General features: G+C 55.0%; 10 protein-coding genes. 6 read left to right on the plus strand and 4 right to left on the minus strand.

The features are described from left to right. Position 1 precedes the first annotated feature (1 nt). The 4 genes from R3C20_08230 to R3C20_08245 all read right to left on the minus strand — a co-directional run bounded on the left by R3C20_08230 (position 2) and on the right by R3C20_08245 (position 9185). Positions 2-235, minus strand: a complete 234-nt coding sequence (locus tag R3C20_08230) for a hypothetical protein (protein MEZ6040478.1) — start codon at positions 233-235, stop codon at positions 2-4. A gap of 72 nt (positions 236-307) precedes the next feature. Further along, positions 308-1141: a YebC/PmpR family DNA-binding transcriptional regulator gene (locus tag R3C20_08235; GenBank protein ID MEZ6040479.1), complete on the minus strand. Its 834-nt coding sequence runs from the start codon at positions 1139-1141 to the stop codon at positions 308-310. 136 nt (positions 1142-1277) lie between these two features. Then, a complete protein-coding gene (locus R3C20_08240; protein ID MEZ6040480.1) occupies positions 1278-4091 on the minus strand; it encodes a PQQ-dependent sugar dehydrogenase in 2814 nt (937 codons plus the stop codon). Positions 4092-4334: 243 nt separating this feature from the next. Further along, on the minus strand, positions 4335-9185 hold the full coding sequence (locus tag R3C20_08245) for a sulfatase-like hydrolase/transferase (protein ID MEZ6040481.1): 4851 nt from the start codon (positions 9183-9185) through the stop codon (positions 4335-4337). 313 nt (positions 9186-9498) lie between these two features. Between R3C20_08245 and R3C20_08250 the strand changes: the two genes are divergently transcribed. The 6 genes from R3C20_08250 (at position 9499) to R3C20_08275 (ending at position 15206) form a co-directional block, all read left to right on the plus strand. After that, entirely contained in the window at positions 9499-10038 is a 540-nt protein-coding gene (locus R3C20_08250; GenBank protein MEZ6040482.1) for an FkbM family methyltransferase, read from the plus strand. After that, positions 10025-10957 carry a glycosyltransferase family 10 gene (locus tag R3C20_08255; GenBank protein MEZ6040483.1) on the plus strand — a complete coding sequence of 311 codons (933 nt, stop codon included), beginning with the start codon at positions 10025-10027 and terminating at the stop codon, positions 10955-10957. The genes R3C20_08250 and R3C20_08255 overlap by 14 nt, the downstream gene beginning before the upstream one ends. A gap of 29 nt (positions 10958-10986) precedes the next feature. Then, positions 10987-11748 (plus strand): glycosyltransferase family 25 protein, encoded by a 762-nt coding sequence (locus tag R3C20_08260; GenBank protein MEZ6040484.1) that lies wholly within the window; start codon positions 10987-10989, stop codon positions 11746-11748. Positions 11749-12062: 314 nt separating this feature from the next. Next, on the plus strand, positions 12063-12881 hold the full coding sequence (gene rfbF, locus R3C20_08265) for a glucose-1-phosphate cytidylyltransferase (protein ID MEZ6040485.1): 819 nt from the start codon (positions 12063-12065) through the stop codon (positions 12879-12881). A 100-nt stretch (positions 12882-12981) separates the two neighbouring features. Continuing rightward, positions 12982-14022, plus strand: a complete 1041-nt coding sequence (locus tag R3C20_08270) for a GDP-mannose 4,6-dehydratase (protein MEZ6040486.1) — start codon at positions 12982-12984, stop codon at positions 14020-14022. After that, positions 13944-15206 carry a class I SAM-dependent methyltransferase gene (locus tag R3C20_08275; GenBank protein MEZ6040487.1) on the plus strand — a complete coding sequence of 421 codons (1263 nt, stop codon included), beginning with the start codon at positions 13944-13946 and terminating at the stop codon, positions 15204-15206. Before R3C20_08270 ends, R3C20_08275 begins: the two co-directional genes overlap by 79 nt. Positions 15207-15211 lie beyond the last annotated feature (5 nt).

Below are 15211 nucleotides of genomic sequence, written 5' to 3' on the forward strand. Positions count from 1 at the left end.
TTCAGTTTACCGGAAAAAGAGCCGTGACGTTGATTCTGTTCTGGGCCGAAGCCACCGCTCCAGCGTGGGCTTCTGCAGTTGTTTTTGCTTTCAGCACATGACGCATGGCAAGTGTCGCAGGAACGGGGACGCCTGGAATGACAGGCAAGTCCAGTGTCCCACCAAAAATACCTCGATCAGCAGGGCTCAGGGGTGAAGTGCCCTGAACGCCAGCCAGTCGAGGTATTATCGTCATTTGCGGAGACTGTGGGAAGCAGAATTCCTGCCGCTGCCTTGTCGCGGGAATTTTCGGGCGTTTTGAATTTGGCTACCCTGGCAGGATTGCGTTGTGGTAGATGTCCTGGACGTCATCGCAATCGTTAAGCAGGTTCATGAATTTTTCAAACATTGGCAGGTCTTCTTCGCTGATTGCCTTGTGAGCCTGCGGATGGAATGTGATCTCCTGAACTTCCAGTTCAAGGTCCGGGAACGCATCGTGAAGCGCGGTTTTGGCCTTATAGAATTCATTGGCCGGAGCGAACAGTGTGACGTATCCGTCTTTAGTTTCGACATCGTCGACGTCGACATCGGCCTCCAGCATTGCTTCCAGAATCTTATCGCCGTCTTCACCCCTGAACGAAAAAATGGCCAGGTGGTCGAAAGAGTGCGAGACCGAACCTGTCGGACCAAGTTTGGATCCGGTTTTCGTGAAACAGTTGCGGACGTCTGTAATAGTGCGGTTATTGTTGTCTGTCAGGCAGTCGACGATGACTGTGCAGCCACCGGGACCAAAGCCCTCATAACGAACTGTTGTGAAATCTTCTCCGCCGGCCCCTGCAGCCTTCTCAATCGCTTTTTCGATGACATGGCTGGGGACCTGATCTCGTTTCGCTTTCTCGATCAGAATTCTCAGGGCGGGGTTACTCTCCGGATCGGGTACTCCGTTCTTTGCTGTCACATACAGTTGTTTGCCATACTTGGAGTACAGCTTGGATTTTTGTCCAGCCGTCTTAAAAATAGAGGCCTTGCGGTTCTCGAAACTTCGTCCCATGACACTTGCCAATTGAATTGAAAAATACGGACCGGAAACAATTTCCGGTGAACCAATCGAAGAATGCATGCTATCAAATGTCGTCCATGTCGCCTCTCGATATCGCAACAAATTGCAGTCTTCGCTTCCCAGTTGGTGCGGTTGACCGTTTAAGAACCTGAAATACCCGGCCGGGAAATCGACTGTCGCCGTAGCCCCGAGTCGACGAGCGTATCATCGAAATCGACGTTTGCGTGTGCAGCCACCTCTATGGCTTCCTGGCGACCGGGGTCGACTGCTGATTGACGAGGAACTCCAGCAGCGAAGCAATCTCATGATCGCTGAGTTCTTCAAGCAGTCGTTCAGGCATCATTGACACGGCTTGCCGATTCATTTCTTCAATCTCGATCTGCGGTATCTCATGTATCTCTGATTTTGCATCTCGCAGGACCAGTGTTGCATCCGTTCGTGAGACGATGATTCCGGTGAAGGCTCTGCCGTCTTTAGTGATGGAGGTCCATGTTTCGAACTCTGGTTCGATGTGTCGGGATGGTTCCAGAAGGCTCTCCAGAATCTTTTGACGCGTCAGTCTCTTTCCAACATCGTCCAGTGCCGGGCCTACCGTCCCTCCGTCGCCGTGCAGCTGATGGCAGGACTTGCACTGCAACCGTTTGTGTGCGAACAGCATCTGCCCATTCTCCGGATTTCCGTTGAGTGTGAGTATCTGATCGGGAGAGATCCGGTGGCGAACTTTGATGCGGAATTCTGCCGGCTGCAGGTGATCGAACAGACCTCTGATTTCCGGCGATGCTTCGCGTGCGACTTTCAGGATTCTGTCTCGCTGCGGGAGGTCGACTGATCCATCTTCGATAGCCATCAGTAGTTGTATTGCCTGACTGGTGTCCTTCAATTCTACCGCTCGCCGGATTTCTTCAGGATTGTATTTTTCGATATGCCGGGGCTCATTCTCCAGGGATTCAATCCAGGTTCGCACCAGTCGGATCCCCTCGACATCAGGCCGCGTTGATCCGATATGCGGCATGTGGCCTCGACCTGTGACGGCAAGCCTGTACAGCAACACGGATGATGCTGGCTGGCCAGGTCGAATCAATGCCGGGTTTGTTAACCCAAACGTCCCCTGAGCAGGTGGAGAATCGATGAGCCCCATGCGGTCGACGGCGATATCCTGACGAAGATCAATTGTTGCCGTTCCGCCCGCTCCGTTCTGGTGACAGTGGGCGCAGTTGACGTCCAGGTAGCTTCGGGCAGCTTTCATAACACCGGGCACGCTGTTCGGTTCGAGTCCGCGGTCCTGATTCAAAAGGCGGCCCTGCGCCCGGTGCAGTCGATGAGAAGACTCGCTTTCAGGAATGTCCCCTGTAAGCCACCCCAGTTCCTTCAGGGTCTGCAACTGATGCGCGGGTTTGTCTGTGTTCAGTTGCGGAATTGTGAAGGCAAGGAGCCCGCCGATCCACTGATTGTGACACCGCTGACACTCACCACGGGAATGCACAGGCCAGTTCTGACGGTCTGAGAAGTTGCCATAATCCCTGAGTTTGATCAGTGTTCCTTCTGCAGGAGAAAGGATGGCGTCCGTTTGCTGCGGATTCCAGACATACGAATACCCTTTCCAGTCATGTCCGTCGAAATGCAGCACCTGAGTTTCCAGTCGGATGTCCCGTCCGGAATCATCCGTGAGCGTGATGGTCTTCGCCAGTACCGAATCTGTTGCGAAACGCATCCGTTCTCGAAGCATCCAGTTGTCCCGGCGGACAGGGTTACGAAGCACCTGAATGGGCTCTGTGCCGGGAACGGCGAGCAGCCGACTTGATTGTGCCCCGTCTGCCCATTCCGGCAACTGGATCTCGAACGGCAGCACACCATCTGCAGGAGTCAGTGACCGTGTGTCGTCAAAGATACCGGTCTGTGTCAGGCTTTGCGGGAATTCCGTGTTGGCATCCCGGGAGGGATTTCGCCTGAACTCATGCAGTGTTCCATCGTCGTAGTCGAGCAACAGGAGTTCACCGGAGGCATCTTCGGCAAAAGCAACCAGTCGCAGCGACGGAGCAACCAGGTCCGTGAGCGTGACCATTTTTCTGCCGTCAAATTCTGCGCTCCAGATTCGCCGAGTCTCAAAATCACCGAAGATATAAGTCCCCGTGAGTTCCGGAAACCGATGGCCTCGGTAAACGTAGCCACCGGTAACGGAAGCTGCATCCGTGTGAGGAAGTGCTATGGCCGGCGGCAGGATTTCGGTTGGTCCGCGACGAGCATCCGGTCTTACAGGCTGCGGTCCCTCCATGATGCTCCATCCGAAATTGCCCCCACGTTGGACGCGATAGACCATTTCGTATAGTTCCCAGCCGACGTCGCCGACCCACAATTCGCCATCCGGAGCGAACGTCATCTTCCAGGGATTTCGAAATCCATAAGACCAGATTTCGCCTCGCGCTCCGGCCACATCAACGAATGGATTGTCCGGGGGAATTGTGTACAACGGATGCCCCGATCCGTCTTCTGTCGAAACCTGTATTCGCATGATTGTCGAAAGAAGGTTTGAAATGTCCTGACCTGCGTCACGCGGGTCAGGCGGGTTGGGAACTTCTCCGTCGCCAGCGGAGATGTACAGGCAACTATCGGGACCGAATTCCAGACACGCACCGTTGTGACCGCCCTGAAGCCATGTCAGCAGAAGTTGTTCGCTGGTGGGATCACAGCGCGGAATTCCTTCACCATCGATTGTGACGCGGTAACGCACCAGACGCGTTCCGTCTTCAAGGTGATTGCCCGGTTGTTTTGATCGCAGTGTGTACGTCACCCAGCAGAACGGAACATCCGGGAACTTCGGATGAAATGCCAGTCCGTAAACATCCTGAATTCCCGCGGCTCCGGAGTGGGGAGTTAGTCTCGGCCATTCATCCCTCAGGTTCAGAAAGACATTAGGCTTGTCTGTCTTGTCGTCGTCCGGAAATGAGTAGATTCGGCCGCTCTGTTCTGCGACGTACAGCCGTTTAGCTTGCGGGTCGGTACGAACCAGCAGTGGACGTTCAAACTTCAGATGCGGAAACCGACGGGCAGTCATGAGGGGCGGGGCTGGATCAGGCGAACCGGTGATTCGAGACGTCGTCCATACAGACTGGGATCGTAAAGGAATTTGCAGGGCCGGTTCCTGCGAAGATGCGGTTGGGGAAATCAACCACTGCAAGAACAGGACGCACGCGATCGGTCGGAGGACTGAATTCACAATTGTCGGCTCCCAATACTTAATACTTATTCACCCGCGTTGAATGTCTGTCTTTGGGTATTGATTCTCCAGGGAGCTGGATCATCGAAGACTCTGCAGCCACGCCACAAGGTCTGCGATCTGCTGCGGAGTCAGAGTTTCATCAAGACCCTTGGGCATGATCGACACTGTCGACAGCACCAGTTCGTCCACGTCGCTGCGAGCCACCGTTACCGGATCGCCTGTGCTCTGCTGAATTGTGATTTCCTGTGCCGTGTCCTTGACCACCAGTCCGGAAAAACTGCGGCCGGACGTTGTCACCAGAGTATAAGGTTCATATTGCCTGACGATCGTAGCCGACGGAAACAGGATGGATTCCAGCAGGTCTTTCGGAGTTCGACTGGCGCCGATTTTGGTCAGATCCGGGCCGACGCGTTTGCCCAGCAGTTCGCCGTTGCCCTGCGTTCCCACCACATGACACGTGGCACACTTGGCTTTTTCGCCGAAAAATACTTCTCGGCCGGCAGCCGGATTACCATTCTTCAGCAGACCGACAACGGCATCCAGTTTCAATAACTTTTGTTGTTCAGCCGCTTCCATCCGATCCAGCAGCGCGTTGGCTCGCTCATGCAGTTCCGACGGAAAGCGTTTGACGATTTCCGATACTGTGAGCGCGGGAAGGCTGTTGAGCGACCTCGCGTTTTCGATGTTGTCCAGAAACGCAGTGGCCTGTGCGGGGGTCAGACTTCCGCTGAACAGTGAAACCAGGTCGTTGAGTTGCTGTGGCCCCGCATTAGGAAGCTGTCCTGTCAGGGCCTCCAGTTGAGCCGCGTTGACTCCGGAAGATGCCAGCAGTCTGGCCGCTTCAACCGAACCCGGACCACTGGCCGACAGGACGTCGACCACCAGGGCAAACGCATCGTCGGGCAAGCCACGAGCCTGACCTGCGGCTGCTGTTAAAGCCTGTGCTCGGATCAGCGGCGGGGTGTCTGGATCGCCAGCGAGTGTCGCCAGCACCTGCTTGATCCTGTCGCCGTTGATCCGCCGGGCGGAATTTAAGGCGAGAAGAAAATGTTCGCTGCTGAAGTCGCGGTCTGCCATCGCGGCTGCGACGGTGTCCTGCATTTGTGGGATGCTGGCAATCGCCGGAATGTCAGTGATCAGCGACAACAGAAACTGCTTAAATTCGGCCGGGCACTCGCGATCGCTCAGAGTAAAATTGATAGCAGATTGAACGTCGGCATCCGAGCCGAAATGTCGAAGAGCAAACTCAATGGCGGAGTGAACAGAATCAACTGTTGCACGATCAGTGTCTGACGTTTGCTTCAGCCACAACGGCAACTGTTGAGTCAGCTGTTTCTGAACCTGCTGTTGCAGCGTTGTATTCTGTTGCAGCTTCGCACGTGTCAGTACGCGGTTCAGTAGACTCACGGCGTGTGCTGAAAGACGCGGTTGCGTCAGGGCGGTGACGATCTGCTGAATCGTGGCCTTCGACGCCGAATTCTTCTCGACAAGGATGTTGATCAGGTCAAGTCGAATCCCGTCACTGCTGTCGGCTAGTTTCTGAATGGTGTCCGGTTCGGCCTGTTCGATTAAAGCATACTGGCGAGCATGATCTTCTTCTCGATCTGCTTCGCCGGGAAACGAAAATACACCCTGAGCCCAAAGCGCGGCTGTCATCTCGTCGCCTTCCACTTGCCCGGCCGCTACGGCCGCCTGACGTCTGACCGCGGGATGCGAATCGTTCAGACGATTTATCAACGCGTCTTTCGCGGAAGGATCGGGCAGCACCGAAAGCGCATAACACGCCGTCTGACGAATGCTCCCATCCCGATCCGACAACGCCGCGATGATTGCCTGCCGAGCAACACCCGCCGAAGCATTCGACAGGCCGCTGCTCATCGCATTGGACGTTAGAAGGTAGCCGTCACTTTCCGAGTGACGTGGCGTCGCGGGATTGGGCTGGGTGGTTCGATCGACATTGTCGTCCCGGACAGCTTTCGCAAGATCCAGACTTTGTTTATTGGCGGCTGAAGAGCCGGGTGTGGAATCGTGGTTCATTCGGGCGATCGTTCTGCGCGGCTCATCACCCGGTGCAATAATGGCTACTTTGGATTCGCCTCTTTGGCCCAGCAATCTGGTCAGTGCCCAGATTGCATTCTGTCGGGCCAGAATGTCGCCGTTCTTTGCCGTTGATGCCAATTGCGGAATCACCGCATCGCCTCGACGCACACATTCTTCAATGGCTTTTTCGCGAACGGCATAACGCGTGTCTTTCAAATCCTGAATCAGTTGAGCGACAGTGCGTTCTGCCCAGTCGATGCGGTTGCCACGCGGGTCGACCTGGGGTGTCATGCCGTTTCGGACAATGCGATAGATGCCGCCCCTGATGTCCGGCTTGGCAATCTGTGATGTCGGACAGCCTCGATAGAACCAGCCGCCGGTATCAACCACCAGAAGACTTCCGTCGGCGTCTTCCAGCACGTCGGTGGGATGGAAGTCGCGACTGTTGCAGGACAGAAATTCGCGTTCGGTGCAGGCATACGTGCTGCCGCTGCGTTCCAGTTCGACTCGCACGACTTTGCCCAGATTAAACTGCGTTGCAAAGAAGTTATCGCCCCAATTGTGATTCATGCCTCCGCTGCGGTAGCGCGTAGTCCCGGAAATTGCGACATGGCCGAACTTGTGAATCGGTCCCAGCAGATCGCCCGTGACTTTTAGTTCGTCCAGCACAGCTTCGCGATGAGGGTACGCTCCGCCGTATTGCCAGTGCACCAGGCAATCAATGCGCGGCCGCGTGTACAGGATGTTGACGGTGCCGATGATGTCGCCCTCGTCGGTGAAGTCGACTTCCACCGGGTTGTCCATGCCTCCGCCGCAATGAATGCGCACATCGCTTCCATCCGGCCAGCAACTGAAGATATACGATCCCTTGCGTTTGCTGGTGACGTTGCCGTCCTTGTCTTTGAATTCGTGACCATGGTAGCCGTCGCACCAGTAGATGCGTCCGCTGGGATGTTTGAAGCAACCATGAATGCTGGCCGCGTTGCCCGTGTAACCGAAGCTGTCAACAAGGATTTCTCGCTTGTCTGCCTTGCCGTCGCCGGTGGTATCTTCCAGTCGCCAGATGTTCGGCGGCGACGCAACATACAGCGCGCCGTCGTGCCAGGTTCCTCCCATCGGAAACGTCATCCTGTCTGCAAAGATCGTGGACTTGTCGAAGACTCCGTCTCCATCCTGATCTTCCAGCATGCGGATCTCGTTGGGCAGGTTCTTTTCGAGTTCCTCTGCCGACATATTGACTCCGGCACCATCGCACACGAATAGTCGGCCCCGGTCGTCAAAGCAGCCCATGGTCGGATGATTGACCAGCGGCGGACCGGCGATCAGCTGCGAAGAAAATCCTTCGGGCAGAGTGAATTGTTTGGTTTCGAAGTCGACGGGCACAGGTGGCGGCGGTGTGGGTTCGGCCTGGGCGATCTCTTCTTCGACTCCGTCGTAGATGATGCTCTGAGAACCACCGCCGTTGTAGAGATCGTATTTGGGGGATGCGTATTTGGCGAAGAAGACGTCCAGTCGCTGACGGAGCGAGTGCAGTACGTCGGCGTGTTCCGGATCTCGAATCAGATTGTTGAATTCCTGCGGATCGTTATGCAAATCGTAAAGCTCGTCAGGGCCATTGGGATGGCGGTAGGTGTACTTCCAGTCGTTTGTCCGAATGCAGCGCAGCGCTTCGAATTCGTAGAAGACGGCGTCTTCGCCATCGGTTTCGATTGAGGCCAATGCCGGTGGGTCGACGCGAAGTTCATTGACAAAACTCGTTCCCGGTGAGGCCGGTTCGTCAAGGGGCTTATCTGCCACAATACCCAGGTGATCAAGCAGAGTGTTGTAGATGTCATAGTTCGCGACCAGCTTGCTACTGCGTTTCCCGGCCGCGATTTTCCCTGGCTGCCGCACGATCAACGGAATCTTCATCATGCCATCAACAGCGGTCACCGGGCGAGTGTGATCGCCCATGCCGAAGAAGCCGCCGTGTCCGCCAACCCAGCCCTGATCGGCCATGAAGATCACGACCGTGTTGTCGTCCAGACCGTTGGCTTGTAGTGTCGCAATGATGGTACCGACGCCATCGTCGATGCCGCTCACTTCGGTGGCGACTCGCTGGATCGAAACCGGGTTGTTCTGGTAGTCGCGGTTGTGAAGCTGCCACGGATGAGGCTTCTCACGCGGAAACGAGGGCAGCTCTTTGCCGCGATAAAATTCCGCATGCCGATTCTGGCCTTCGCGCAGCAACAGCCGACTCAACGAATACGGGCCGTTGTAGGCCAGAAACAGAAAGAACGGTTTGTCGTTCTTCGCTTCAATGAACTTCACGGCGTGTTTTGTCCAGAAGTCCGTCAGGTATTCGGGCTCTTTGCGCTGCTTGCTGTCTTCGATAATCATGGCGTCGTAGAAGGTCGACGTTCCGCCGTGAGGCATCGTGATCCAGTAGTCATCAAAACCTTCCTGTGGCGATTCGTTTCCGCCCAGATGCCACTTTCCCACCAGTCCACAGCGATAACCTTCGCGCTTCAGCACTTCCGGCAGCGACGTGAATTCGTCCAGCGTGCATCTCGCTTCGGGCCCAGTTTGCAGTCGGCCTCCTCGAAGGAAACAATGAACACCGTGCTGAGACGGAATCAGGCCAGTCAGCGTGGTGGCTCGCGTGGGTGAACACACGGGGTTGCTGGCAAACGCGTTGTCAAACAGCGTACCTTCCGCGGCCAGTTGGTCGATGTTCGGCGTGCGAATGTCATTGTTGCCGTAGCATCCCAGAGTCCATGCTCCGTGGTTGTCGGTCATGATCAGCACGACGTTAGGGCGTTCAGAATTGTGCAGCTCGATGGATGATTCAACGGACGCTGTTGTGTTTGGTGCCAGAATCAGGGGCAGGAGGGGCAGCATGGAAAACATTCGTGGGTCCTCCGATGGCGGGAATTGATGAGGTCGTCGCATTCTGACGGTATGGATCGTGTTTCCGCAATCAACAGCGGCGGTGGAGTCGTCAGCACCGGCCACAAAGTTGGTCTTTTGAGATTTCAGCAACCGTGCTAGGCTGCGACGGTTTGTCATCAGCACTTGCCGCCGCACTGTTTCGAGTTGTTCCAATGAAGTACTTGCAGAAGGTACGCCGTTCGCCTGCAGAAACGATTCTTCCCAACAGAATGGGACCTTGTCATACGCGCTGGAAGTCCGACAAGGGTGACAGGACGCGCTGTCATATCCGTTGACGTCCCAGTCGGTCGTTCTTGATCTGGGTGGATACCGTGGAGACTGGGCTGATCAGATTCATCGCCAATACGGGTCTCAGGTGCATGTTTTTGAGCCCGTGAAATCCTTTGCCAGCGGTATTCGCGATCGTTTTGCATCGAACACGGCTATCCATGTTTACGATTTTGGTTTGGGTGCAAAAACACGTGACGAACAGATTTGTTTGTCGGCGGACGCCAGTTCGATCTTTCAGGGGGAAGGCGACAGCGAATCGATTCGGATTGTCGACATTGCTGAATGGATGCACGACCACGCCATTGGCCACGTCAGTTTGATGAAGGTGAACATCGAAGGCGGCGAGTACGAGTTGCTCGAACGAATTCTCGACAGTGGCCTGGAATCGAAGTTTGATGACATTCAGGTGCAGTTTCATCGTTTAGATGAAGCATGCGAAGAACGAATGGATCGAATCCTGGACCGTCTTGCAGGCACGCACGAACCGACGTTTCAGTACCGTTTTGTCTGGGAAAACTGGAGGCTTCGTGACTGTGCCTGAGTTGCCTCAAAATCGTACGCCGATCATTGCCTGCCTTCGCTACGGTGCATTAAAGAAGCATTTTACCAGGTTGTCGGAAGTCGAATTCAGTCAGGTCGACTGGCCCCTGGGTGCCCCCGCGATCGGACGTCGCCTTGCGGACCTCTCTGCGAATGATCACGTTCTTCTGCCTGCAAGCAGTCGAGCAGCAACTGTTAGTCGGGCTGGTTTGAGTTGTGGTGTCTCACTGATGCTGGCAGAACCGGAGTGCATAAAACCCAACTTTTATCGGCTGCTGCCAGCGTTTGCCCCACGGTTCGATCATGTACTGACTCACAGCACTCGTGTGTTGACGGGCTTGAGAAACGCCTTGTTTCTCGCGCATGGAGATTCGCTGGACTTGCCGTCACACGATATGCCTCGAACAGAAAAAAACGGCCGGATTTCAATCATTGCTTCCGGCAAGGCCTACACCGTTGGACAAAGACTGCGGCACCAGATTGTCGAGTGGGCAAAGTCGCACGTGAGCGACCTTAGCGTGTTCGGTCGTCAGTACCATCCAATCGATGACAAGTCGCAGGGGCTGTCACCGTTTATGTTTTCGGTGGCCATTGAGAATTCGCAGTCGCCCGGTTATTTCACGGAAAAACTCATCGATTGCCTGCTTTGCCACACCATCCCTGTGTATTGGGGCGCACCTGATATCTGTCATTTCTTCGATCCTCGCGGGCTGGTTATCTGTCGAACCGAGAAGGAACTTCGGGATGCCGTCGTTTCAGTTGACGAAGCCGAGTATCGGTCTCGGGAGCCGTGGCTTGAGATGAATCGGCAGCGAGCGTTGACCTATTTGAATTACCCAAAGCGGGCGGCAGAAATCATCGCCGGACTTCAGATGTCGGGCGGTGCAGTCAGTGCTGCAGAAACTCGAAACGCTGCCTGAGCAAAGGACCTGCCACACAGGGTTGAACCATGGCTGCCGAAGCATTCATTATCAGTCTCCAGCGTGCAACTGCCCGATTTGAGCATGCAGCGACGCTGCTGCCTTTATTACCCTTTGCCGGCAGTGTCTTGCCTGCCGTGGATGGTAAACTGCTCAACGATCAATTCGTTCAAACTGTGTATCGTCCCGGTCTTCGTGAACCAACCTATCCTTTTCGATTGAGCGCCGGGGAAATCGGGTGCTTCCTGAGCCATCGTGCTGCGTGGCAACAAATTGTTACTCGAAGGCTCGAAGGGGCGCTGGTTCTGGAAGATGATGTTGCTATCGATCCAAATCAACTCGCTCTGGCTGTGCAGGCAGCCCGAGAAGTTGCAGTTGCGGCCTACGTGCAGTTACCAGTTCGGCCGCTTCCCGTGGCCTCGGCATTGATCCACAGCACTCCACATTGCGAGATCGTGCGTCCGGTCATTACGCCGTTGAGAACCTCGGGGCAGTGGGTGTCAAATGAAGCGGCAGTTCAACTATTGGATGTAACCTCCACGTTTGATCGACCTGTGGATACAACCCTTCAGATGCACTGGGAAACCGGGGTTCAACTGTTGGCAGTGACGCCGTCCGGAATCCGGGATCAGACACAACAGCTGGGCGGCAGTACAATTGGAGCCGGGCGGAAAAATCGATCGTTGTGGGATCGCCTTTCCCGTGAATACAGACGGACGGCATATCGGGCTCGAATTGCGAGGCTTTCTCGCCGGCATTCTTCAGAAGTCAGCGACGCGCGGGCGGCATAGCATAGCAGCCTGTTGAAGAACGGGACTGGCTCGAGCGGGAGACCTCAAAACACGACAGTTGACAGTCGTCCAGCCTGCCTGTGCTCTGGTTATGTTTCAGTTGATGTCTGGCGGCACCCAAAGTTGCTGCAGAATGCAGCTTCCGGATTTCCGATCCCGAATGAGAATCCCGTCCGGAACCGGATTTCAATTCATATTGCGACGTTTTTCAGGAGTGATTAAGGTTCGTCCGGATGCCGTCCGAGCGACAACACGCGCGGTGACGCTGGCGATTCAGGAGTTGTGAAGGGCGGAGCCCGCACAGAGGTAAAGACATGCATGTTGCAATTCTCGCTGGCGGAATGGGGACCAGACTGCAGGAAGAGACTTCCACCCGTCCAAAGCCAATGGTGGAAATCGGTGGGCATCCAATCCTGTGGCACATCATGAAGCATTTTGCTCATCATGATCAGAAGAGCTTCTTCGTCGCCTGCGGTTATATGGGTGACTTCATCAAGAACTATTTCCTTGATCAGTACAATCTTCGTGGAAATCTGCGCATCGACTTCGCCAATGGGTCCGTTCAACGTGAAAAGGTTGATAACGAGGACTGGGTGATCAACATGATCGATACCGGTCTGATGACGAATACGGGTGGGCGAATCCGACGTTTGAAGCCATGGCTTCAGGACGAACCTTTTCTGGTGACGTATGGAGATGGCGTCAGCGATGTCGACATTCCAAAGCTCATTGCCTTCCACAAGCAGCAGGGAAAAATCGCAACTGTGTCTGCAGTTCGGCCTCCGGCACGTTTTGGCGGATTAGTGATTGATGGTCCCAGGGTGACTCGATTCACGGAAAAGCCTGTTTCGGGCGAAGGGTGGATCAATGGAGGGTTCATGGTGCTTGAACCGGCCATCTTTGATTACCTCGATTCCGATTCCTGCAGTCTTGAAGCAGACGCTCTAGAACGCGTGGCGGCTGATGGTCAGTTGAATGCATTTCGCCACGATGGTTTCTGGCATTGCATGGATACCCTGAGAGATCGCCAGTCCCTTCAGAAAATGTGGGAAATGAATCAGGCTCCGTGGAAAACCTGGGATCAGTCCCCGGGCCCCAGACTGCGCGTGGTCCCTGAACGCCGGGTCGCATGACGGGTGGCTTGTACTGAGATCTGCTGAGACAGGTCTCTCCGATTGAAACTCAACACTGTTGCAGCAGCATACTCCCCAACAATCAGGAATGGACGCAGGAATGGATTCCGGCTTCGACAAGAACTTCTGGCAGGATCGCCGCGTTTTCGTGACGGGTGCGACGGGACTCGTCGGTGCCTGGCTCGTCAAGCGCCTGCTGCAGGCGAATGCGGATGTTGTATGTCTGATTCGGGACTGGACACCACAGTCTGAATTGGTCCGAAGCGGAGACGTCAACCGCGTGATCACCGTACGTGGGGACATCTGCGATCAGGAGTGCCTGGAGCGAGCGATTGGTGAGTACGAAGTCGAAACGGTCATTCACCTTGCCGCTCAGACCATTGTCGGCATCGCAAATCGCAATCCTGTCTCCACTTTCGAAGCCAACATCGGCGGCACATGGAAATTGCTGGAGGCCTGCCGTCGCAGCCCGCGTGTGAAACAGGTTGTGATGGCTTCCTCCGATAAAGCCTATGGCGAAGCGAAAGTGCTTCCGTACACAGAAGAAACTCCTTTGAACGGTCAGCATCCGTACGACGTTAGCAAGTCGTGCAGTGATCTTCTGGCACAAACCTACGCTCACAGTTACCAGCTTCCCGTGTGCATCACACGATGCGGCAACTTCTACGGAGGCGGAGACCTGAACTGGAATCGCATTGTCCCGGGGACCATTCGCTCGGTTCTGCGGGGCCAGGCACCTGTGATTCGTTCCGATGGTAGTTTCGTTCGGGATTATTTCTACGTCGAAGACGGGGCAGCAGCCTACATGCATCTGGCGGAGCAAATGGAGCTACGTCCGGAACTCGCCGGCGAAGCCTTCAATCTTTCCACCGAGATTCAGGTTTCGGTGCTGGATCTCGTCAATCGGGTACTGAAGGCGATGGGCAGTTCGCTTGAGCCTGTCGTGCTCGGCGAAGCTTTCAATGAAATCAAACATCAATATCTGGACGCAAGCAGGGCTCGTAATGTCCTTGGTTGGAGTCCGTTGTTTTCCCTGGACGAAGGATTGACCAGGACAGTCGCATGGTACACCAACTATTTTCTCCAGCAGAACCAACCGCCTCTTCGTGTTCATGCCGATCATGTGGGCAAGGCAGCCTGATCCCGGTACTTTCGCTTGGGGCGACACCTCTTGCGAATGCACTACTGGATGTTGATCAGCTGAATCAGCCGGAATCACGATGGCCGCTTGAGCTTGTGCGCTGCCCGGATTGTTCCCTGATACAGATCACAGAAACTGTGCCGCCGGAGACGCTCTTCAGGCACTACTCCTACATGTCGTCGTTCTCGGACACGATGGTGGCCCACGCGCGAACCATTGCCGAACGACTCATCACCGACCGCGATTTATCACCAGAAAGCCTGGTGGTCGAAGTCGCAAGCAATGACGGTTACCTGTTGCAGTGGTACCACAAGCAGGGAATCCCGGTTCTGGGCATAGAGCCCGCTCAGAACATCGCTGTCGTGGCAGAAAGCGAACGTGGCGTTCGGACCATTTCTGAGTTCTTCGGGGTCGAGCTGGCTAACCAACTCGTCTCAGATGGAACTTCTGCAGACATTATCCATGCCAACAATGTTCTTGCTCATGTCGCTGATCTGAACGGATTTGTCGAAGGCTTTGCCCGGCTGCTCAAACCAGATGGCAGAGTTATTGTTGAAGCGCCTTATCTTCATGAACTTCTGGAGAAAGTGGAATTCGATACGATCTATCACGAGCACCTCTGCTATTTCTCCCTGACCTCGCTCTGCCAGTTGTTTCGTCGACATGATCTGGAAATTGTGGATGTCGAACGACTTCCCATTCATGGTGGGTCGCTGAGGATTTCTGCGGCCCACGCAGGCAAGTCGCCTGTCAGTGAAGCTGTCACTAATCTTCTGAAGCAGGAAGAATCGTGGGTAGACGACGCAGGTGCCTATGAGCAGTTTGCAGTACGCGTACACAAACTGCGCGACAGCCTTGTGGCTCATCTCAGGGAATTGAAGCTGGCAGGAAAGAGAGTGGTCGTCTATGGAGCATCTGCCAAAGGCAGCACGCTCATGAACTTCTTCGGTATCGATCGTTCGCTTGTTGAATATGTCGTCGATCGAAGTACGGTGAAACAGGGACGATACACGCCCGGTAATCATCTGCGTATTTTCGATCCGGACCACCTGGCCGCGGACTCTCCCGACTACTGTCTGCTGCTGACGTGGAATTTTGAAGAGGAAATTCTGAAGCAACAGCAGGCTTACAGAAGCTCAGGCGGCAAATTCATTATTCCAGTTCCGGAAGTGCGGATCGCCTAGAGAGT

This window comes from Planctomycetaceae bacterium (assembly GCA_041398825.1).
Lineage (GTDB): Bacteria > Planctomycetota > Planctomycetia > Planctomycetales > Planctomycetaceae > F1-80-MAGs062.

Bases quoted from the DNA above. Each gene is read 5' to 3' on its own strand.
- R3C20_08230 (MEZ6040478.1), bottom strand. From the start codon at position 235: ATGACGATAATACCTCGACTGGCTGGCGTTCAGGGCACTTCACCCCTG.
- R3C20_08240 (MEZ6040480.1), bottom strand. From the start codon at position 4,091: ATGACTGCCCGTCGGTTTCCGCATCTGAAGTTTGAACGTCCACTGCTG.
- R3C20_08245 (MEZ6040481.1), bottom strand. From the start codon at position 9,185: ATGTTTTCCATGCTGCCCCTCCTGCCCCTGATTCTGGCACCAAACACA.
- R3C20_08260 (MEZ6040484.1), top strand. From the start codon at position 10,987: ATGGCTGCCGAAGCATTCATTATCAGTCTCCAGCGTGCAACTGCCCGA.
- rfbF (MEZ6040485.1), top strand. From the start codon at position 12,063: ATGCATGTTGCAATTCTCGCTGGCGGAATGGGGACCAGACTGCAGGAA.
- R3C20_08270 (MEZ6040486.1), top strand. From the start codon at position 12,982: ATGGATTCCGGCTTCGACAAGAACTTCTGGCAGGATCGCCGCGTTTTC.
- R3C20_08275 (MEZ6040487.1), top strand. From the start codon at position 13,944: ATGGTACACCAACTATTTTCTCCAGCAGAACCAACCGCCTCTTCGTGT.